Genomic DNA, 20,057 nt, shown 5'->3' with positions numbered 1-20,057 from the left:
GCGGTGTCAGGCTCCCGGCGTGTACGCCTCCGCGACCTCGGACGCCTCCGCCTCCCGTACGACCTTCATGCCGCCCGTCACGCTCTTGTCGGGCTGAAGGATCACGCTCTGCCGGGAGGACGCGGACTTCGGGTCGGTGAAGTCCTGGGCGATGCCGAAGCCGACGTCGAAGGCGTCGATGGCCAGCAGGGCCTTGTCGACGCCCTCCCGGGTGAGGTCCTTGCTCTCGCAGGCCTTCTTCAGTGCCTCGCCGAAGGCCGACACCGCGGTCCAGCCGGCGACGATGCCGTTGTCGAGGGCGTCCTTCGGGTAGGCCGCCTGATAGTCGGCGACGAGCTTCTTCGCCTCCGGGGTGTCCGCGCCGATCGGGAGCGAGGGCGAGGCCACGTAGTAGTTCTTCATCAGGGCCGGTCCCGCCTGGGTGGCCAGGAGCTGGGGCGCGAAGGCCGAGTTGTTGCCGATGATCGGCACGTCGAAGCCGCCGGCGGCCGCGACGCCGACGAGCGAGGCCGCCTGGCGCGGGCCCGCGCTGATGACGATCCCCTTGACGCCGGCCTGCTTGAGAGCGGCGACCTGGGCGGTCATGTCGTTGTCGGTGGGCTTGATCTTCTGCTCGACGACGGTCAGCCCCTTCTCCTTCGCGATGTGCTTCGACCCCACCAGGGCGCTCTCGCCGTAGTCGCCCTCGAAGTACACATGGCCGATCTTGTCGCCCTTCTTGACGCCCTTCTCCTGGACCAGGAAGTCGACCGCGTTGATCGTCTCGATGTCGTACGTGGAGCCGATGACCCGGATGTACGGGCTGCCGAGCAGCGCCGACGACCACGCCTGCGGCAGTACGAGCCCCTTGTCCTGGCCGTCGACGCGCTGCTTGACCGCGGCGACGAACGGGGAGCCGATGAACTGCGCGAAGCCCAGCACCTTCGGCTCCAGCTCGGTGTAGCCGGAGACGGCCTTCTGCGGGTCGTAGCCGTGGTCGCGGACCGTCAGCCGGACCTTGTAGCCGCAGACACCGCCGTCGGCGTTCAGCTGCTTCACATACAGCTGCTGGGCCTGGGTGACGCTCTTGCCGAGGGTGGCGTAGACGCCGGTCATGTCGGTGAGGGCGCCGAGGGTGATCGTCTTGCCGGAGATGCCGTCGCCGGTCTTCACCCCGCCCGCCGACTGTTTGTCACCGTCGTCGTCCTTGGCCTTGGAGCTGCATCCCGCCAGTACGAGCAGTGCGGCGAGCGCGCCCGCGGCGGCCCTGGCCGCGTACGTCCTGTTCATCGTTCCTCCCGTGAATGAGTTGTGACGCGACGCCGGGCGGCCATCCTGACCAGGCCGCCGGGCAGGAACAGCACCACCAGCACGACGGCGGCGCCGTAGAGATACCGGGATGCCTCGCCCGGTGCGATCCCGCCCGTGCCGGGGGCGGAGACCAGGGGCAGGGCATCGCTGTAGCGGGTCAGCAGCTGCGGGAGCAGGGAGACGAAGACCGCCCCCGCTACCGCGCCGGAGACCGAGCCGAGCCCGCCGATGACGATCATGGCGAGGTACTCGAGGGACAGCGTGATGCCGAAGTAGTCGGGCACGGTCCGCTGGAAGACCAGGGCGAGGAGCACGCCCGCCAGCCCGGCGTACATCGACGACAGCACGAAGACGGCGGCCCGGTGCCGGGCCACGGGGACACCGATCACGCCGGCGGCGATGCGGTGGTCGCGGATGGCGTTCATGGCCCGGCCCGGACGGCCGCGCAGGACGCCACGGGCGAACAGCGCGCCGGCCAGGAGGACCGCCAGACCGGCGTACCACAGCTTCTCCGCCGATCCGAACGGCACGGCGGCCACGAGGAGTTCACGGTCGTCGAAGGTGAGGCCGAAGAGGTTCAGCGGCGGTACGTCACGACCGTTCGCCCCGCCGGTCAGATCGTGGGCGTTGAACATCACGTGCTGTCCGATGAAGACGAGCGCGAGCGTGGCGATGCCGAGGTAGGCGCCGCTGAGCCGCCCGGAGATGGGGCTGAACAGCCCGCCCGCCACCCCCGCGACCAGCACCGCCAGCACGGCCGCCAGCCATGTCGGCAGGCCGAGCCCGGTCAGGCCGTCGCCGCCGTCGGCCGCGAACACGCAGTAGGAGTAGGCGCCGACGGCGAGGAAGAAGGCGTGGCCCATGGAGAGCTGCCCGGTGGCGCCGGTGAGGAGGTTGATGCCGATCGCGCCGATCGCCGCGGCCATGGCGAAGAGCCCGGCCTGGAGCCAGAAACGGTCGAGGTAGAAGGGGAGGGCGAGGAGGAGGACCGCTCCGGCGGCCCGGGCGTAGGAGCGGGGATTCGTGAGCCAGGCAGGGCGGCGGCGGGTGCCGGGCGGTGCCTCGCGGGCCTTGTCGCGGCCGAGAACCTCAGACACGGGCCAGCTCCTTCGTCCCGAACAGCCCGGCCGGGCGGATGAGCAGGATCACGACCATCACGAGGTACGGCGCCAGGTCTCCGAGCCCACGCCCGAGGAACGTCAGGTCGCTCTGGTAGCCCGTCGCCAGCGACTCGGTGATGCCGACCAGCAGTCCGCCCACCAGCGCGCCCGTCGTGGAGTCCAGCCCGCCGAGGATCGCGGCCGGGAAGGCCTTGAGCGCCGCCAGCGAGGTGGCCCGTTCCAGCCCCGGCGTCGGGAAGACGGTGAGGAACAGCGCGGCCACCGCGGCGAGTCCCCCGGCCACCGCCCACGCTCCCAGCGACACCCGGCCCAGCCGTACGCCCATCAGGGCCGCCGTCTCCGCGCTCTCCGCGGCCGCCCGCATCGCCACGCCCCACGAGGTGTACCGGAAGACCAGCAGGAACGCGGTGATGAGCAGCGCCGCCGCCACGAACGCGGCGATCCGCGTGTGGGCGAGGGAGATCGGCCCGAGCCTGAGCACGGAGTCCCCCCACGGGTCCCCGAGCGGCAGCACGTCGGTGCCCATCCGGCGGGTCAGTTCGGTGGTGAGCAGGATGTCGACCCCGATGGTGACGATGGCGAGGACGCTGTGGTCGGAGCCCCGGTAGCGCCGCATCACCAGGAACTCCACCGCCGCGCCGACCACGGCCGCGCCCGCGATCCCGACGAGCAGCGCGGGCCAGAAGCCGAGGTCGTCGTGGAGGGTCGCGGTGACATAGCCGCCCGCGAGCAGCAGCGAGGCGTGGGCGAAGTTGACGACCTCGGTGGCCCGGAAGATCACCACGAAGCCGAGCGCGATGAGCGCGTACACGGAGCCCAGCGAGACGCCGTTGAGGAGGATCTCGGCGAAGGTGCTCATGACGCCTCCCCCAGGTACGCCCGGACGACGGCCGGATCGTTCTGTACGTCGGCGGGGGCGCCGTCGGCGATCCGGCGCCCGAAGTCGAGTACGGTCACGGCGTCCGCGAGCCGCATCACCACCCCCATGTCGTGTTCCACCAGCACGATCGAGATACCGAGCCCGTCGCGGACGCCCGCGATGACGGCGGCCGTCCGGCGCCGCTCATCGGCGGTCATCCCGGCGACGGGCTCGTCGAGAAGCAGCAAGCGCGGCTCCATGCAGAGCGCGCGGGCGAGTTCGGCGAGCTTCTGCTGCCCGTACGGCAGGGAGCCCGCCGGGCGGTCCAGACAGTCCGCGATGCCGACGAACTCGGCGATCTCGCGGACGCGTTCACGGTGCGCGCGTTCCTCTCGTGCGGCCGAGGGCAGCCGGAGTCCCGCCGCCAGGAAGCCGGTTCGGGTCAGCCGGTGCCTGCCGAGGAGCAGGCTGTCCTCGACCGAGGCGAGGGGCGGCAGGGCGAGGTTCTGGAAGATGCGGGCGACGCCGAGGCCGGCGATGCGGTGCGCGGGCATGCCGGTGAGCTCGTGGTCGCCGAAGCGGACGCTGCCCGAGGTGGCCCGGTAGACGCCGGACAGCACGTTGAAGCAGGTGGACTTTCCGGCGCCGTTGGGGCCGATGAGGGCGTGCACGGTGCCGGGGCGGACGGTGAAGCTGACGTCGTCGAGTGCGGTGAGGCCCGCGAACCGGACGGTCAGGTCGCGTACGGCGAGGGTGTCCACCGGCTCACCCCTTCCACGGGGTGAGGGTGCGTCCCACGACCTGGTCGGCGTCGGCCGCCGCGTCCTCGTCGACCACGCCGAGGTAGCGGCGGCGGACCTCGTCGGAGGCGGCCAGTTCGGCGGCCGGGCCGGACAGGGTCACCTCGCCGACCTCCAGGACGTACGCGCGCGTGGCCATCCGCAGGGCGAGGGCGGCGTTCTGTTCGACCAGGAGGACCGAGGTGCCCTGTTCGTTGATCTCTCGGACCGTCTCGGCGATCCGCTGGGCCATGAGCGGGGCGAGTCCGAGGGAGGGCTCGTCGAGGAGCAGGACCTTCGGGACGGCCATCAGGGCCCGGGCGACGGCGAGCATCTGCTGTTCGCCGCCGGAGAGGAGGCCCGCGCGCTGCTGTGCGCGCTCCGCGAGGACGGGGAAGAGTTCGTGGACGCGGGCGAGGGCTTTCGGCCGCTCGGTGCGGCTGCCGCCGAGGCCGCCGGCGCGCAGGTTGTCGGCGACCGTCATCCGGGAGAACACCTGCCTGCCCTCCGGCACATGGGACACCCCGGCCGCCACCACCCGGTCCGGCGCGAGCCCGTCCAGGCGGCGGTCGTCCAGACGTACCTCGCCCTCGGTGACCGTGCCGCCGTGGAAGGACAGCGTGCGGCTGATCGCCCGCAGCAGCGTCGACTTGCCCGCGCCGTTGGAGCCGAGCACCGTCACCACGCTCCCCTCGGGCACCTCCAGGGACACCCGGCGCAGGGCGCGTACGGGCCCGTATCCCACCGAAAGCTCCCGCACCACGAGTCCGGATCCGACCATGAACTTCCCCTCTGCCCTCACTCTGTGTGGCGCTCACCCCAGCACCGGTGCGAGCGCGCGTCCACGGCCCGTGGCAATGTCGCTGCGGGTGCCCAGCGGCCCGGTGCCTGCGTTGTGCGCCCGCACAACACCGCGTGTCAGGGGCCTGTGCGGGGGCCCGTCGCGATGGCATCCTCCGGTCATGGGTGGGCGAAGGCTGCGGACCGGGCACGACTGGAAACTGCTCGCGGAGTCCTGCACGGCTCTGCTGGAACGGGTGCCCGAGCTCGTCGACGAGCACCTACGGCAACTGGCCGAGCACTCCCCCGTCTACGCGGGAGTGCTCGCATCCGACCTCCAGTGGCGGGAGGCGGAGGAGGCGATCCGGATCGGCATCGAGACCCTTTCGGCGCCGCGGGAGTCGCCGCGCCGCGACCTGGAGCACGCCGAGGACCTGGGCCGGCACCGGGCCCAGCAGGGGCTGCCGCTGGATCTGCTGGTGCACGCCTATCGCAACGCCGGCTATCTGGTGTGGGATGCGCTGGTGGAGAGCGCCGCGGGGCGGGAACCGGAGCGGCTGGCGGCGCTGATGCGGTCGGCGACGGTGGTGTGGTCGGCGGTGGACGCGCAGACCCAGACGGCGTCGGAGGCGTACCGGGCGACCGAGGCGGAGCTGCGCCGGCGTACCGACGAACAGTTGCAGGCGCTGCTCGACGCGCTGCTCGAGGGGCAGGCGACGCCGGGGCTGGCGGCGCGGGCGGCCGCGGGGCTCGATCTGCCGGAGCACGGTCCCTACGCGGTGGTGGTCCTGCGGGCGGTGCGACGGGATGCGCACGGGCAGCCGTTGCGAGGAGCGGGGTTCCGGTTCATCTGGCGGATGCGCGCGGACTGCGAGATCGGGGTCGTCGCGCTGACGCCCGGCCAAGGGCTGGACGGAGTGGCCCAGGCGCTGGACGGGCGGTGCTCGGGGCCCGGCGGGATCAGTCCGGTGGTGCCGGGGCTGGCCGAGCTGGGGCGGGCCCGGCGGCTCGCGGAACTGGCGCTGCGGACGTGCCCGCCGGACGCGACCGAGGTCGTACGGCTGGATCAGCGGATGCCGACGGCGCTGGTGGTGAGCCAGCCGGAGCTGGCCGACCGGCTGGTGTCGGACGTGTTCGGCGAGCTGCTGGCGCTGGAGCCCGCCGACCGGGCCGTGCTCCTGGAGACCCTCGACGTGTGGCTGACGTGCGAGGGCTCCGCGGGGCGGGCCGCGGGACGGCTGTACTGCCATCGCAACACGGTCTTCAACCGGCTGCGACGACTGGAACAGCTGACGTCCCGGTCGCTGGCCCGGCCCCGGGACCTGATCGAGATGACGCTGGCGCTGGACGCGTACCGGCTCTCGGGTGCCCGGAGGTGATCAGGTCAGGAAGTCCCGGCCGATCTGCTCCGCCACCCGCTCCAGGATCGGTCCGGCGTCCGCGATGCACTTCGCCACGTCGGGCTCGATCTCGGTGAGCGGGTACGCCCGCCGGATGCCCGCCCTGCCGAGCGCCTCCGGAGGCAGGGCCAGGCGGCCGCAGACCGCGATGACCTCCTTGTCCGCGGCACGGGCCGCGGCGGCGACGCCCGCGGGGGCCTTGCCGTGGAGGGTCTGCTCGTCGAGGGAGCCCTCGCCGGTGATGACCAGGGTGGCCCGCTCCAGCGCGGGGGCGAAGCCGAGGACGTCGAGCATGACCTCGATGCCGGGGCGGAACCGGGCGCCGACCAGCAGCGCGCCGTAGCCGATGCCGCCCGCGGCGCCCGCGCCCGGGGAGGCCGCGTGCTCGGCGGCCTTGGCACCGATGGCGTTCTCCAGCACGCGCGCGTAGTGGGCGAGGGCCTCGTCGAGGGCCTCCACGTCGTCCGGGGAGGCGCCCTTCTGCGGGCCGTAGACCGCGGGCGCGCCCTTCGGGCCGGTCAGCGGGTTGTCGACGTCGCTGGCGAGGACCAGCTCGACGTCGGCGAGACGCGGGTCCAGGTCCGACAGGTCGGCCGTGGCGAGCTCGGCGAGACCGCCGCCGCCCGGGGCGACCGGCTCGCCGTCCTTGTCGAGGAACCGGGCGCCGAGCGCGGTCAGCATGCCGGCGCCGCCGTCGGTGGTGGCGCTGCCTCCGACGCCGAAGACGATCGTGCGGGCGCCCGCGTCGAGCGCGGCCCGCAGCAGCTCGCCGGAGCCGTATGTGGAGGACGTGAGCGGCGCGAAGACGCCCTGGGGGAGGCGCTGGAGGCCGCTGGCCTCCGCCATCTCCACCACGGCCGTGTCGCCGCGCAGCGCGAAGGCTGCCGTGACCTCCTGGCCCAGCGGCCCGGCGGCCTTGATCTCGTGCCGCTCGAAGCCGGCCGCGACCGCCGCGTCCACGGTCCCGTCGCCGCCGTCGGCCACGGGCAGCGTCTCGATCTCGGCGCCGGGCACGACCCGGCGCAGCCCGGCCGTCACCCGCTCCGCGACCTGCACGGCCGTCAGCGATCCCTTGAACTTGTCCGCGGCGATGAGCACCCTCTGGGCACCGTTGCCTGCAGCGTTCGCCACCTTGCATTCCCCTTGCTCTCCGGGCCTCACGCATGTCAGGCCAGTCGCGCCGCTGCGACCTTAACCGGAGGTGCCCCTCGCCGTCATGCACCGCCCGGACCTTGAGAAGCCGCTGCGACCCCGCTGTGCGCCGGCCCGGAATCGGGTAGACCGGTCCTATGACCCCTGTGCGTGGCGCACCAGAGCTCGCCGACCGCGTCCTCGGGGGCTGGCTGGGCCGGATCGCCGGCAACATGCTGGGCAAGCCGGTCGAGCAGGGTGACCTGTGGACGCGGGAGCGGATCGATCACTATCTGCGGCGGGCCGCCGCGCTGCCGCTGACCGACTATCTGCCCGAGCCGCCCAGCGAGAGCGACGGTTTCGAGCTGCGCCCGGAGTGGCGCCAGTGCGTGCGCGGCCGGATCCACGGCAGCTGCCGTGACGACGACGTGGACTACGCCATCCTCGGCCTGGACCTGCTGGAGACGCACGGCTTCGCCTTCAGCACCGAGCAGGTCGGGGACCTGTGGCTGCTGAGGCTGCCGTATCTGCAGACGTTCACGGCGGAACGGGCCGCCTACCGCAACCTCGCCAACGGGCTGAAACCGCCGCTGACGGCGACCTACGACAACCCCTACCAGGAGTGGATCGGCGCCCTGATCCGCGCCGACATCTACGGCTGGACCTGCCCCGGCGTCCCGCGCCGCGCGGCCTCGCTGGCCCGCCGGGACGCCGTGCTGTCGCACACCGGCAACGGTGTGTACGGCGCGATGTGGGCGGCCGCGCTGGTCTCGGCGGCGTTCACCGCGTCGACCGTGCGGCACGCCCTGGACCAGGCGCTGACCGTGATCCCGGGGAGCAGCCGGCTTGCCCGGACGGTGCGCCGGGTGATCTCCCTCCACGACACCCGGATGACGTGGGAGGACACCCTCTCCACGGTGGCCGAGGAGACCTCCCGGATGGGCTGGATCCACACCGTCCCGAACGCCGCGGTGCTCACCGCCGGGCTCCTGTACGGCGACGGCGACTTCACCCGCACCGTCACGCTGACGGTCCGCGGCGGTCTGGACACCGACTCCAACGGGGCGACCGCCGGGTCGGTGGCCGGGGTGCTGAGCGGCGCCGAGGCGATTCCCGCGCAGTGGAAGGAGCCGCTGGAGGACACGGTGCGCAGCGCGGTGTTCGGGTTCGACCGGGTCCGGATCAGCGAACTGGCGGAGCGGACACTGCGGTTGGTGCAGGCCGGGTGACTTCGGCCGCGCGGCGCGCGGGAGGCGTGCGGCCGGGTCCCGCGGGCCTGCGGGAGCCGCTCGGCGCGCTCTTACCGCTCCGGGACGGCCTGGTTACCCTTCGTGGATGACCGCTGCTGACTTCGCCACGTACATCGCGGGCCTGCCCCGTGTCCTCGCCGGTGCCGCCGCCCTCTTCCGGGACGCGGCGGGCCGGGTGCTGCTCGTCGAGCCCAACTACCGTGACGGCTGGGCGCTTCCGGGCGGCACCGTCGAGTCCGACGACGGCGAGACCCCGCGCCAGGGCGCGCGCCGCGAGACCGCGGAGGAGATAGGCCTCGACCGGGAGCTCGGCCGGCTGCTCGCGGTGGACTGGGTGCAGGGGACGGCGGTGCGGCCGCCGCTGGTGGCGTATCTCTACGACGGCGGGGTGCTCGGCGAGGACGACTTCAAGGCGATCCGGCTGCAGGAGGAGGAGCTGCTGTCCTGGCGGCTCGTACCGCGCGAGGAGCTGGCCGAGTATCTGCCGGACGCCCTGGGCCGCCGGGTGCTGGCCGCGCTGGACGTGCTCGCGGGCGGCGCGGGGACGGCCGAGCTGGAGAACGGGCACCGGGCCGGCTGACTCCGCCCGGGAGGGCGGCCCGTCAGTGCCGCAGCCGGGTGTTGAGGCGGGCGGCCTGCCGGGTCAGGTGGTCGCGTTCGGCGAGGTCGGTGGCCTTGCGGGCGGCCTCGGCGTACAACCGTGCCGCCGTCGTCAGGTCGCCGTCGCGCTCGTGGAGGTACGCCGCCACCGCGGTGTGGCGGGGCAGGGAGTCCTCCAGCGCCGCGAGCGCCGCCAGGCCCGCGCGCGGTCCGTCGGCCTCGCCCACGGCGACCGCGCGGTTGAGCAGGACCACGGGGCTGTCGGTCAGCCGGGCGAGTTCGTCGTACCACTCGACGATCTGTACCCAGTCGGTCTCCCCGGCGGTGGGCGCGTCCGCGTGGAGCGCCGCGACGGCGGCCTGGGCCTGGTACTCGCCCAGCCGGTCGCGGGCCAGGGCGGCCTGGAGGATCTCGACGCCCTCGGCGATCGCCCGGGTGTCCCAGCGGCCGCGGTCCTGCTCGGCGAGCGGCACCAGGCTGCCGTCGGGCGCGGTCCGGGCGGCACGGCGGGCGTGGTGGAGCAGCATGAGGGCGAGCAGCCCCGCCACCTCGGGGTGGTCGATGACGGCCGCGAGCTGCCGGGTGAGCCGGATGGCCTCGGCGGCGAGGTCTAGGTCGCCGGAGTAGCCCTCGTTGAAGACCAGGTAGAGGACGCGCAGCACGGTGGCGACGTCGCCGGGCCGGTCGAACCGGACGCCGGAGACGGTGCGCTTGGCGCGGCTGATGCGCTGCGCCATGGTCGCCTCGGGCACCAGGTACGCCTGGGCGATCTGCCGGGTGGTGAGGCCGCCGACCGCGCGCAGGGTGAGGGCGACCGCGGACGACGGTGTCAGCGAGGGGTGGGCGCACAGGAAGTACAGCTGGAGCGTGTCGTCCGCCGCGGGGGCGGGTCCGGGCGCCGGCTCCTCGTCGAGGCGGTCCTCCCGCCGGCGCCGGGCGGTGTCCGCGCGGGTGGCGTCGAGGAACTTGCGCCAGGCCACGGTGACCAGCCAGCCCTTCGCGTCCCGCGGCGGGTCGGCCGGCCAGCAGCGGACCGCCTCCACGAGCGCGTCCTGCACGGCGTCCTCGGCCGCCGCGAAGTCGGCTCCGCGGCGGACGAGGACGGTGAGCACGCTCGGCGTGAGGCTCCTCAGCAGGGCCTCGTCCATCAATGGCACTCCGCGATGGTGGGGGGCGTGGACAGGAACGGGCGCAGTTCGAGCCACTCGTGGATCGGCTTCCCGCCCGCCCCGGGAGCGGCGGACAGCTCTCCTGCCAGTTCGACGGCGCGCTCGTAGGTGTCGACGTCGATCACCATCCAGCCGGCGATGAGGTCCTTGGTCTCGGCGAAGGGGCCGTCGGTGACCGGCGGGCGGCCCTCGCCGTCGTAGCGGACCCACGCGCCCTCGGGGGCGAGCGCCTGCCCGTCGACGAACTCGCCGCTCTTCTCCAGCCGGTCCGCGAAGTCCCGCATGTACTGCACGTGCGCCGAGATCTCCTCCGGCGTCCACTGGTCCATGGGGACGTCGTTCACCGCGGCCGGGGCTCCCCGGTAGTGCTTCAGCAGCAGGTACTTGGCCATGGTGGTTCTCCTCGGTACTGGTGCGGCCCATTGTGGCCGCGTTCACCCCTGGGACGGAGCGGCTCACGGGTTCTCGACATCACCGTCCAAGATTTTTTTGCCCGCATAACCGCTCGCTGCCGACAACCCCGCCGATTTACCCTCGGCCCCATGGACAAGCCTCTCGTCGCCCTGCTCAGTGGCGCAGGTATCTCGACCGATTCCGGGATTCCGGACTATCGCGGTCCCAACGGGCTGTGGCGGCGGGATCCCGAGGCCGAGAAGCTCGTGACGTACGGGTACTACATGGACGATCCGGAGATCCGCCGCCGCTCGTGGCGGATGCGGCGCGAGAACCGGACGCTCAAGGCCGAACCGAACGCCGCGCACATCGCCGTGGCCGAGCTGGAGCGGTCCGGGGTGCCGGTGCGGGTCATCACGCAGAACGTGGACGGGCTGCACCAGCTCGCCGGGATGCCGGCCCGCAAGGTGCTCGAACTGCACGGCTCCGCACGGAGTTTCGTGTGTACGACGTGTCATGCGCGCGGGCCCATGGAGGACGCCCTCGCCCGCGTCGAGGCCGGCGAGGACGACCCGGCGTGCCGGGAGTGCGGCGGGATCCTCAAGTCGGCGACCGTGATGTTCGGTGAACGGCTCGACCCGGTGGTGCTCGGCGAGGCGGTCTCGATCACCAAGGCGTGCCAGGTGTTCATCGCCGTCGGCAGCACCCTCCAGGTCCAGCCCGCGGCCGGGCTCGCCGGTGTCGCCGCCGACCACGGGGCGCGGCTGATCATCGTCAACGCCGAGCCGACGCCGTACGACGATCGCGCCGACGAGGTGGTGCGGGAGCCGATCGGGACGGCACTGCCGAAGCTGCTGCGGCGGCTTCGGGAGGAGGGCTCTCCTCGTCCGGTGTGACTCGTCCGGTGTGACGCGGTGCCGTCCTGGGCGCGTGCCGGGCCGGTCGCCTCAGAACAGTGCCGCTCCCCGCTCGAGGTCCAGCAGTCGCTGCTTGCGTTCCAGGCCGCCGCCGTAGCCGGTCAGACTGCCGTCGGCGCCGACGACGCGGTGGCAGGGGACGATGATGCCGATCGGGTTCTTGCCGTTGGCGAGGCCGACCGCGCGGGAGGCGCCGGGGTTGCCGAGGGCGTCGGCGAGCTCGCCGTAGGTGCGGGTCTCGCCGTGGGGGATGCGGAGCAGCTGCTGCCAGACGCCGCGCTGGAACGGGGTTCCGTCCAGGTGGAGTTCGAGGGTGAACTCCTTCAACTCCCCGGCGAAGTAGGCCGCCAACTGGTCGGCAGGCTCGCCGAAGGGGCGGTCGTCGCGTTCGCCGAAGTTCTCCTGGGGCGGACGGTGGCGCTGGCCGGTCATGTAGAGGCCGCTGAGGATGCCGTCCGTCGCGACCAGGGTCAGCGGTCCGTACGGGCTGTCGATCGTGGTGTGCTGTTTCGCTGAACTCACGGAACGTCCTTATACCGGGAGGAAGTTGATCGGGTGACTGTCGGTCGCCCACAGGTACTGGACCGCGTACGCCCGCCAGGGCCGCCAGGCCGCAGCTCGCGCGGTGAGCGCGGCCGGGGTCGACGGGAGGCCCAGCTCCTGGGCGGCCTTGCGGATGCCGAGGTCGGTGGGGAGGAAGGCGTCGGGGTCCCCGAGCGCGCGCATCGCGATGACGTCGACGGTCCAGGGGCCGAATCCGGGCAGGGCGAGGAGGCGGGCGCGGGTCTCCGCCCAGTCGCCCTCCACGCCCAAGTTCAGTGAGCCGTCCGCCAGTTGGGCGACCAGGGTGGTGAAGGTGGCCCGGCGGGTGCGGGGCATCGCCAGCGACTCCGGGTCGAGCGCGGCGAGTGCCTGCGGGGACGGGAAGAGGTGGGTCAGGCCGCCCTCGGGGTCGTCCAGCGGCTCGCCGTGCGCGGTCACCAGCCGGGCCGCGTGGGTGCGGGCCGCCGCCGTGGACACCTGCTGTCCGAGGACCGCCCGTACGGCGAACTCCGCCTCGTCCACCGTCCGCGGCACCCGCCGCCCCGGCGCCTTGTCGACCAGCGGCGCCAGCACCGGGTCCGCGCGCAACTGGTCGTCGATCGCGACCGGATCGGCGTCCAGGTCGAGCATGCGCCGGCAGCGGCTGATGGCGACGGTCAGGTCGCGCAGGTCGCCGAGGGTGAGGCGGCAGGCGATGTGGTCGGGGTTCGGGGTGAGCGTCACGATGCCGTGGCCGTACGGCAGTCGGAGCGTGCGCCGGTAGGCGCCGTCCCGCCACTCCTCCACCCCCGGTACGGCGGTCGCCGCGAGGTGGCCGAAGAGGTTGTCGGGGTTGAGGGGGGCGCGGAACGGCAGACGCAGGGTGAGGACGCCCGGGGTGCCCGCGGTGGCGCCCTTCTTCGGCGCCCGGGTGCGCAGTTCGCTCGGCGAGAGGGCGAAGACCTCGCGCACGGTGTCGTTGAAGGTACGGATGGAGGAGAAGCCGGCGGCGAAGGCGATCTCCGCCATCGGCAGCGGGGTGGTCTCGATCAACAGCCTTGCCGTCTGGGCGCGTTGGGCCCTGGCGAGGGCGAGCGGGCCCGCCCCGAGCTCGGCGAGGAGCTGGCGTTCGATCTGGCGGGTGCTGTAGCCGAGCCGGGAGGCGAGTCCGGGCACACCCTCGCGGTCGACGATGCCGTCGGCGATCAGCCGCATGGCCCGGGCGACCAGGTCCGCGCGCTGGTTCCACTCGGGGGAGCCGGGGCTGGTGTCCGGGCGGCAGCGCTTGCACGCCCGGAAGCCGGCCTGCTGACAAGCGGCCGCGCTCGGAAAGAACGTCATGTTCTCCGCCTTGGGCGGCACCACCGGGCAACTGGGCCGGCAGTAGATCCGGGTCGTCAGGACCGCCGTGAAGAACCACCCGTCGAACCGGGCGTCCTTGGACTGGACCGCGCGCACGCAGCGCTCGGTGTCGGTGTGCATGCCCTTCTGCATACGTTCAGCATGGTCCAGTCACCCTGCATGGGCTGGCGGGAATCCGACATCAACCTCGCGCTTCCTGCGCCGTCCCGGATCGCCATGCGGATTCACGCAGCAGCCGCAGCCCGTTCAGCCCGACCAGCACGGTCGAGCCCTCGTGACCTGCGACGCCGAGCGGCAGGGGCAGATGACCGACGAGGTCCCACACGACGAGCACGGTGATGCACGTCCCTGCGATGACGAGATTCTGCACCACGAGCCGACGGGCGGCCCGGGACAGCCGTACCACGGCGGGCACGGCCGCCAGCTCGTCGGGCACCACGACCGCGTCCGCCGTCTCCAGCGCCAGGTCGGACCCGGCACGCCCCATCGCGACCCCGGCGTGCGCGGCGGCGAGGGCGGGCGCGTCATTGACCCCATCGCCGACGAACAGCACTTTGCGGCCCGCATCCTGCATACCGCGTACGGCATTCACCTTGCCCTCGGGGAGGAGCTCCGCGCGGACGTCGGTCAGGCCGGTGGCCTCGGCGACGCGGGCGGCGGCGGACGCGTTGTCGCCGGTGAGGAGGACGGGGGTGGTGCCGGTCAGAGCGGTGAGGGCGGCGGTCATGGCGGGGGCGGCCGGACGGAGGCGGTCGGTGAGGGCGAGGGTGCCCACGGGGGTCTCGTCGCGGGTGACGAGGACGACGGTTTTGCCGCGGGCCGCGGTGACGGTGGAGGCGGTTCCGGCGAGGGCGGCGTGCATACGATCGCCGAGATCGTGCATGCCATCGACCGCCGAGTGCATACAGTCGCCCGTCTCCCCCGGCTCCCTCACCTCCCCCGGCTCCCCCACCTCCCCCGTCTCCCCCGCCCCACCGACGAGAACCTCCACCCGTCCGACCCTCACCACCCGCCCCCCGACCACAGCCGTGACCCCGCGCCCCGGTTCGGCCGCGAAGTCCTCCGCGTCGGCGATTCGCAGCCCCCTCCCCCGCGCGGCCCCCACGATCGCGCGTGCCAACGGATGCTCGCTGGGGTGTTCGGCCGCGGCGGCCAGCGCGAGCAGCCCGTCCGCGTCCAGCCCGGAATCCGGCAGCGGCCGTACGTCCGTCACCTCGGGCGCCCCCTCCGTCAGCGTCCCCGTCTTGTCGAGCGCGGCCACGTCGATCTCCCCCAGCCGCTCCATCGCCACGGCGGACTTGACCAGCACACCGTGCCGGCCGGCGTTGGCGATGGCCGACAGCAGGGGTGGCATCGTCGCGAGCACGACCGCACACGGCGAGGCGACGATCATGAAGGTCATCGCCCGCAGCAGCGCGTCCGTGAGGTCGGCGCCGAAGGCGAGCGGCACGGAGAACACGGCGAGCGTGGCGGCCACCATGGCCACCGCGTACCGCTGTTCGACCTTCTCGATGAACAGCTGGGTCGGCGCCTTGGTCCGGGACGCCTCCTCGACGAGCGTGACGATGCGGGCGATGACCGAGTCGGCGGGGTCGCGCGCGACACGGACGCGCAGGGCGCCGGTGCCGTTGAGGGTGCCGGCGAAGACCTCGTCGCCGGGGCGCTTGAGCACCGGCAGCGGTTCGCCGGTGATGGTCGCCTGGTCGGCCTCGCTCGTGCCGTCGAGCACCTGGCCGTCGGCGCCGATGCGTTCGCCCGGCCGGATCAACAGGACGTCCCCGACGGCGAGTTCGGAGGTCGGGACCGTCTCCTCGGCGTCGGCGCCCGTGACGCGGGTCGCGGTGGTGGGCGCCAGGTCCAGCAGGCCTCGTACCGAATCCGCGGTGCGGGCCGTGGCCAGCGCCTCCAGCGCGCCGGAGGTGGCGAAGATGACGATCAGCAGGGCGCCGTCCAGTAACTGTCCGATGGCTGCCGCGCCGAGGGCGGCGACGATCATCAGCAGATCGACGTCGAGGGTCTTCTCCCGCAGGGCCCGCAGCCCTTCCAGCGCGGGCTCCCAGCCGCCCGCTACGTAGGCGACCGCATACAGAAGCCCGTAGACCCACGACGGACCGCCGACGACGGTGTCCAGCAGCAGGCCTGCCAGGAACGACACCGTCGCCCCCAGCGCCCACCGGGCCTCCGGCAGGGCGAGGACACAGGTGCGGCGGCGAGGCGTCGTCGAGGGGGTCGAAGGGGCACGGCCGGGGGCAAGGGTCGCTGACACCCGGCCACCATACAGGAACACATGAAGACTCATTCATCTGTTCATGTGCGGTGGGTAAGATACCCCGCATGGGTCATGGAGCCGTCACCACCACCGACGACGAGCGGGTTCGCCTCGACGCGGGCAATGTCGCGAAGGTCGCCACCACGCTCCAGGCCCTCTCGACCCCTTCCCGGCTGCTGATCCTCGCGCGGCTGCGTGAAGGCCCGTTGCCTGCGACGGAGTTGGCGGCCGCGGTGGGGATGGAGCAGTCGGCGTGTTCGCACCAGTTGCGGCTGCTGCGGAATCTCGGGCTCGTCGTCGGCGAGCGGAGTGGCCGGTCCGTCGTGTACGCGCTCCACGACCACCATGTCGCCGAGTTGCTCGACCAGGCCGTCTACCACGTGGAGCATCTGCGCCTTGGTCTCAGTGACGCCACCGAGTGAGGCGCCCGCGCGCCGGATGTGGCCGCTGTACGCGGCCGGTTTCACCACCGCGTTCGGGGCGCACGGCATCGCCGCGAACCTCGGCGGGGACACGGAGGACGCGGTCACCTCGCTGCTGGTGCTGGGCGGGCTGCTCGCGTTGTACGACGGCGCCGAGGTCCTGCTGAAGCCGGTGTTCGGCACGATCGCCGACCGGATCGGGGCGCGTCCCGTCCTGCTGGGCGGGCTGGTGGCGTTCGCCGTGGCGTCCGCGCTGTACGCCCTCGCCGACAGTCCGGGGTGGCTGTGGGCCGCGCGGCTCGGCCAGGGTGCGGCCGCCTCGGCCTTCTCCCCCGCCGCTTCCGCACTGGTGGCCCGGCTCAATCCGGCGGCCAAGCACGGGCGGGCGTACGGGAGTTACGGCTTCTACAAGTCCATCGGCTACACGCTCGGCCCGCTGCTCGGCGGGGTGCTGGTGTGGGCGGGCGGACTGCGGCTGCTGTTCACGGTGCTGGCGGTGCTGGGGGCGTCGGTGGCGGTGTGGGCGCTGGTCGCCGTACCCGTCGTACCGCCGCTTCCGCGGGCCCGGCAGACGGTGGTCGATCTGGCGCGGCGGCTGGCCGATCCGGTGTTCCTCGTGCCGACGGCCGCGCTCGCGGGGGCGACCGCCGCGCTGTCGGTGGGTGTCGGGTTCCTTCCCGTGTCGGGTGCGGTGGCCGGGCTCGGGACCGTGGCGACGGGCGCGGCGGTGTCGGTGCTCGCGGCGTGTGCGGCGGTCGTGCAGCCGCGGGCGGGGCGGGCGTTGGACGCGGGGCGCGTCACGGCGCGGGGCGGGCTCGTCGTGGGGCTGCTGCTCGCGGCGGCGGGCCTGGCCTGCGCGATGCTGCCGGGACTGACGGGCGTACTGCTCGCCGCGGCCCTGATCGGCGCGGGCACGGGCCTGATCACCCCGCTCGGCTTCGCGGCCCTCGCCTCGGCGACCCCTCCGGAACGGCTGGGGCAGACCATGGGCGCGGCCGAGCTGGGGCGTGAACTGGGCGACGCGGGCGGGCCGTTGCTGGTCGCGGGGGTGGCCGCAGCGGCGACACTGGCCTACGGGTACGGGACGCTGGCGCTGCTGCTGGCCTGCGGGCCCGTAGTGGCCGTGCTGGTGGGGGTACGGCGACGGGTGGGCGCCGGACGCGGCTGACGACCCCGCGCCGGGACGGGCGTCCTGTGCCCGGCCCGCTCACACCCTCCGCGTCCGGGCCGCCAGCAGGGCGATGTCGTCGTGCGCCGACCCTGTCGCGGCCTGCGCGAGGATCCCGTCGAGGATCTCGTCCAGGCCTCCGCCGGGCGGCAGGCGCAGTTCCGTCAGCCGGTGCAGGGAGACGTCGATGTCCTCGCCCCGGCGTTCCACGAGGCCGTCGGTGTAGAGGAGCAGCACCCCGCCCGGGACGCCCGGGCGGGAGACCGTCTCGTAGACGCCCATGCCGGTGCCGAGCGGTGGGCCGGCCGGCAGCGGGACCAGTTCCACGCGGCCGTCGGGCAGGATCCGCAGCGGTGGCAGGTGGCCGGCGTTCGCGTAGCTGACCGTGTCCGTGGCCGGGTCGCCCAACGCCAGCAGGCAGGTGGCGACGCGTTCGAAGCCGGACCCGGCGACCATGCGGTCGGCGGCGGCGAGCATCTCGTGCAGGGGCATTCCGGAGGAGGCGAGGGCGCGCAGCATGGAGCGGTAGTGGCTCATCGCGACCGCGGCCTCGACACCGTGGCCCATGACATCGCCGATGACCAGCAGGTTGCGGCCCTGCGGAAGCGCCAGCGAGTCGTACCAGTCGCCGCCCACGACCGCGCTGTCGTCGGCGGGGAGATAGCGGGAGGCGGTCTCCAGGTCCGGGTGCGGCAGCGTCGGCTCGCTGAGCAGGGCCCGCTGGAGCTCCAGGGCCATGGTGTGTTCGCGGGTGTAGCGCTGGGCGCGTTCCATGGCGTGGGAGGCGCGTCCCGCGAGTTCCTGGGCCACCACGGCGTCCTCGGCGGTGAAGGCGGGCGAGGAGCCCGCCCGGACCATGGCGAGGACGCCCACGCTGCGGGAGTCGGTGCGCAGGGGCACGACCAGGGTGGAGTGGATCCCGGCGGCGCGGTAGCGCGCCAGCCGCTCCGCATAAGGCCCCCTGGGTCGGACCCGGGTCGGCAGGCTGGTCACGAAGGGCCGCCCGCGTTCCAGACAGCGGCGCATGGGGGACGTCGGCCCGTGGTCGTTCACGTCGTCCGGGCCCGCCAGTCCGCCGAGGCGCACGGCGAGCTCCGGCCGGGCGCTCACGGCGGCCCGCCGCATCCGCATCACCCCGGCCGAGGGGGCCCGCGGGGACCTCACCGGTTCGTTCTCCACGACGAGCTCGACCGAGGCCCCGTCCGCGAGGTCGCGTACGACGAAGTCGACGAGTTCCTGGCAGGTGGTCTCCAGGTCCAGCGTGGTGCCGATGCGCAGGGTGGCGGCGTGCAGCATGGCCATCCGGCCGTGGGCCCGTTCCAGCTCGTTGAGATAGCGGCGCGGCTCGGTGACCTCCACGCCGATGGCCACGAGTCCGACGATCTCGCCGCGCTCGTTCTGGAGCCGGTGGTACGTGCTGTGCCACTCCCGCGGCGTGCGGGAGGTCCCGGCGCCCATGTCCCCGGCGATGAGGACATCGCGCGGCCGCCCGTCCCGCAGCACGGCCCCCGGCACCTCCTCCGGTCTCTCCACTCCCGGTATGACCTCGGCGAGCGTCCGTCCCAGCTGGTCCTCGGCCGGTACGCCCACGATCCGGGCCATGTGGGGGTTGACGTACACGTAGCGCAGCCGGGTGTCGAGGACCGCCACGGCCGCCGCTCCGCCCTCCACGATCTCCCGCAGCACGCGGTATTCACGCCCCAGTTCCGCGGTCGCGCCCGCCAGCAGCGTCTCGACGTCCTCGGACAGCAGGGTCCGTGGGAGGGGGAAGTCCGACCCCACAGGAACCTCCCGTTCTCCAGGGCAGTGGGTTCCATGATCCGGCGACGACGGCCGCGCCGCACCCTCTGACGGCGGAACGTGGGGCTGACACCCGTAAGGAGCCGCGTTCTGCGGGAAAGGCCCTGGTCAGCGTCGCCGATGGGGCGCGCTGCGGCCGGTGCGGGCGGTGTGATCGGTTGCGGGGTGCCGGGGCGGTTCCCACCGTGGGCGCTAGAGCAGCAGCTTTCAGCGCTTCGAAAGGAACTCCATGCGCGCCCTAGTCTCCCGCGGCCTCCTCGTGCCGCCCCTGGTCTGTGCGGCACTGGTCCTCGGGCCGGTCGGCACTGCCGCCGCCGTCGGTGACGCGGGCCGAGCGGTGCCGGGCCTGAGCATCAGCGAGGCCGCCCCGCGCGTCGGCGCCGGGACGGACACGGTCCTCGGCCACGACGGCGCACTGGCGCCCCTCCTCGACACGGTCGCGGTCCTCGGCGAGGCGGACGGCACCCGGCTCGACCCGGAGGCGGCGGCCGCGTACGCGGAGGAGTTGCGGGCCTGGAACGCGACCGTCCAGGAGCGCCTGAAGACGCTGGACCGCCCCGCCGACCGGTCCGTGGCGGCCGATCCCGTGGGGGACCTGCTGGCCTCGCTCACGTCCGCGGTCCAGGGTCTGATCAGCTCGTTGACCTCGCTCGACCTCGGCGGAGTGCTGAGCGCGGTCACCGGTCTGCTGTCCCCGGTGCTGGGGCTGGTCACCGGGCTCCTCGGCGGCGGCCTTCCGGAGGTGCCGGCGCTGCCCGTGGCGTAGTGACGGCTTCACCTGCCGGGCCGCCCGGACTCTCCGGGCGGCCCGGTCGCGTGTGTTCG

General features: G+C 73.3%; 19 protein-coding genes. 7 read left to right on the top strand and 12 right to left on the bottom strand.

All coding sequences use genetic code 11. The annotated features are described in order from the left end of the window. Positions 1–6 precede the first annotated feature (6 nt). From OG381_RS37670 to OG381_RS37650, 5 genes are read right to left on the bottom strand one after another with little or no spacing between them, the layout of a single operon-like run. Positions 7–1,269 carry an ABC transporter substrate-binding protein gene (locus OG381_RS37670; RefSeq protein ID WP_327720448.1) on the bottom strand — a complete coding sequence of 421 codons (1,263 nt, stop codon included), beginning with the start codon at positions 1,267–1,269 and terminating at the stop codon, positions 7–9. Then, positions 1,266–2,387 carry a branched-chain amino acid ABC transporter permease gene (locus tag OG381_RS37665; protein WP_327720447.1) on the bottom strand — a complete coding sequence of 374 codons (1,122 nt, stop codon included), beginning with the start codon at positions 2,385–2,387 and terminating at the stop codon, positions 1,266–1,268. Before OG381_RS37665 ends, OG381_RS37670 begins: the two co-directional genes overlap by 4 nt. Beyond that, positions 2,380–3,270, bottom strand: coding sequence for a branched-chain amino acid ABC transporter permease (locus tag OG381_RS37660; protein ID WP_327720446.1), 891 nt, complete (start codon positions 3,268–3,270; stop codon positions 2,380–2,382). The genes OG381_RS37665 and OG381_RS37660 overlap by 8 nt, the downstream gene beginning before the upstream one ends. Next, positions 3,267–4,031 carry an ABC transporter ATP-binding protein gene (locus tag OG381_RS37655; protein WP_327720445.1) on the bottom strand — a complete coding sequence of 255 codons (765 nt, stop codon included), beginning with the start codon at positions 4,029–4,031 and terminating at the stop codon, positions 3,267–3,269. The genes OG381_RS37660 and OG381_RS37655 overlap by 4 nt, the downstream gene beginning before the upstream one ends. Before the next feature lie 4 nt (positions 4,032–4,035). Further along, entirely contained in the window at positions 4,036–4,830 is a 795-nt protein-coding gene (locus OG381_RS37650; RefSeq protein ID WP_327720444.1) for an ABC transporter ATP-binding protein, read from the bottom strand. Between the two features lie 181 nt (positions 4,831–5,011). Between OG381_RS37650 and OG381_RS37645 the strand changes: the two genes are divergently transcribed. Further along, a complete protein-coding gene (locus OG381_RS37645; RefSeq protein ID WP_327720443.1) occupies positions 5,012–6,208 on the top strand; it encodes a PucR family transcriptional regulator in 1,197 nt (398 codons plus the stop codon). Here OG381_RS37645 and OG381_RS37640 read toward each other — a convergent pair whose 3' ends face one another. Then, the gene (locus OG381_RS37640; protein WP_327722652.1) at positions 6,209–7,327 is read right to left on the bottom strand and encodes a glycerate kinase; all 1,119 of its coding nucleotides are present in this window, start codon (positions 7,325–7,327) and stop codon (positions 6,209–6,211) included. 191 nt (positions 7,328–7,518) lie between these two features. On the opposite strand from OG381_RS37640, the gene OG381_RS37635 reads away from it, so the two are divergent. Together OG381_RS37635 and OG381_RS37630 are read left to right on the top strand one after the other, a co-directional pair. Further along, entirely contained in the window at positions 7,519–8,589 is a 1,071-nt protein-coding gene (locus OG381_RS37635; RefSeq protein WP_327720442.1) for an ADP-ribosylglycohydrolase family protein, read from the top strand. Between the two features lie 106 nt (positions 8,590–8,695). Then, the gene (locus OG381_RS37630) at positions 8,696–9,190 is read left to right on the top strand and encodes an NUDIX hydrolase (protein ID WP_327720441.1); all 495 of its coding nucleotides are present in this window, start codon (positions 8,696–8,698) and stop codon (positions 9,188–9,190) included. A 22-nt stretch (positions 9,191–9,212) separates the two neighbouring features. Here the strand turns inward: OG381_RS37630 and OG381_RS37625 are convergent, their stop codons facing one another. Together OG381_RS37625 and OG381_RS37620 are read right to left on the bottom strand one after the other, a co-directional pair. Further along, a complete protein-coding gene (locus OG381_RS37625) occupies positions 9,213–10,358 on the bottom strand; it encodes an RNA polymerase sigma factor (protein ID WP_327722651.1) in 1,146 nt (381 codons plus the stop codon). Further along, positions 10,358–10,771 (bottom strand): YciI family protein, encoded by a 414-nt coding sequence (locus OG381_RS37620; RefSeq protein ID WP_327720440.1) that lies wholly within the window; start codon positions 10,769–10,771, stop codon positions 10,358–10,360. Before OG381_RS37620 ends, OG381_RS37625 begins: the two co-directional genes overlap by 1 nt. Positions 10,772–10,921: 150 nt before the next feature. Between OG381_RS37620 and OG381_RS37615 the strand changes: the two genes are divergently transcribed. After that, positions 10,922–11,668 (top strand): SIR2 family NAD-dependent protein deacylase, encoded by a 747-nt coding sequence (locus OG381_RS37615; protein WP_327720439.1) that lies wholly within the window; start codon positions 10,922–10,924, stop codon positions 11,666–11,668. Positions 11,669–11,719: 51 nt separating this feature from the next. Here the strand turns inward: OG381_RS37615 and OG381_RS37610 are convergent, their stop codons facing one another. From OG381_RS37610 to OG381_RS37600, 3 genes are read right to left on the bottom strand one after another with little or no spacing between them, the layout of a single operon-like run. After that, entirely contained in the window at positions 11,720–12,211 is a 492-nt protein-coding gene (locus OG381_RS37610) for a methylated-DNA--[protein]-cysteine S-methyltransferase (protein ID WP_327720438.1), read from the bottom strand. A gap of 9 nt (positions 12,212–12,220) precedes the next feature. Further along, the gene (locus OG381_RS37605; RefSeq protein WP_327720437.1) at positions 12,221–13,705 is read right to left on the bottom strand and encodes an AlkA N-terminal domain-containing protein; all 1,485 of its coding nucleotides are present in this window, start codon (positions 13,703–13,705) and stop codon (positions 12,221–12,223) included. A gap of 49 nt (positions 13,706–13,754) precedes the next feature. Then, complete coding sequence (locus tag OG381_RS37600) at positions 13,755–15,872, bottom strand: heavy metal translocating P-type ATPase (protein ID WP_327720436.1); 2,118 nt, start codon at positions 15,870–15,872, stop codon at positions 13,755–13,757. A gap of 35 nt (positions 15,873–15,907) precedes the next feature. On the opposite strand from OG381_RS37600, the gene OG381_RS37595 reads away from it, so the two are divergent. Both OG381_RS37595 and OG381_RS37590 read left to right on the top strand, forming a co-directional pair. Beyond that, positions 15,908–16,264 carry an ArsR/SmtB family transcription factor gene (locus OG381_RS37595; RefSeq protein WP_307024039.1) on the top strand — a complete coding sequence of 119 codons (357 nt, stop codon included), beginning with the start codon at positions 15,908–15,910 and terminating at the stop codon, positions 16,262–16,264. A 16-nt stretch (positions 16,265–16,280) separates the two neighbouring features. Then, positions 16,281–17,432, top strand: a complete 1,152-nt coding sequence (locus tag OG381_RS37590; protein ID WP_327722649.1) for an MFS transporter — start codon at positions 16,281–16,283, stop codon at positions 17,430–17,432. A gap of 39 nt (positions 17,433–17,471) precedes the next feature. Here the strand turns inward: OG381_RS37590 and OG381_RS37585 are convergent, their stop codons facing one another. Then, on the bottom strand, positions 17,472–19,214 hold the full coding sequence (locus OG381_RS37585; protein WP_327720435.1) for a SpoIIE family protein phosphatase: 1,743 nt from the start codon (positions 19,212–19,214) through the stop codon (positions 17,472–17,474). Between the two features lie 247 nt (positions 19,215–19,461). On the opposite strand from OG381_RS37585, the gene OG381_RS37580 reads away from it, so the two are divergent. Next, positions 19,462–19,998: a hypothetical protein gene (locus tag OG381_RS37580; RefSeq protein WP_327720434.1), complete on the top strand. Its 537-nt coding sequence runs from the start codon at positions 19,462–19,464 to the stop codon at positions 19,996–19,998. The last annotated feature ends 59 nt before the right edge of the window (positions 19,999–20,057 follow it).

It is taken from the genome of Streptomyces sp. NBC_00490 (assembly GCF_036013645.1).
Classification (GTDB): Bacteria; Actinomycetota; Actinomycetes; order Streptomycetales; family Streptomycetaceae; genus Streptomyces; species Streptomyces canus_F.
Note: the sequence above shows the minus strand (reverse complement) of the source record. Positions and strands in the feature narration are given on the sequence as shown.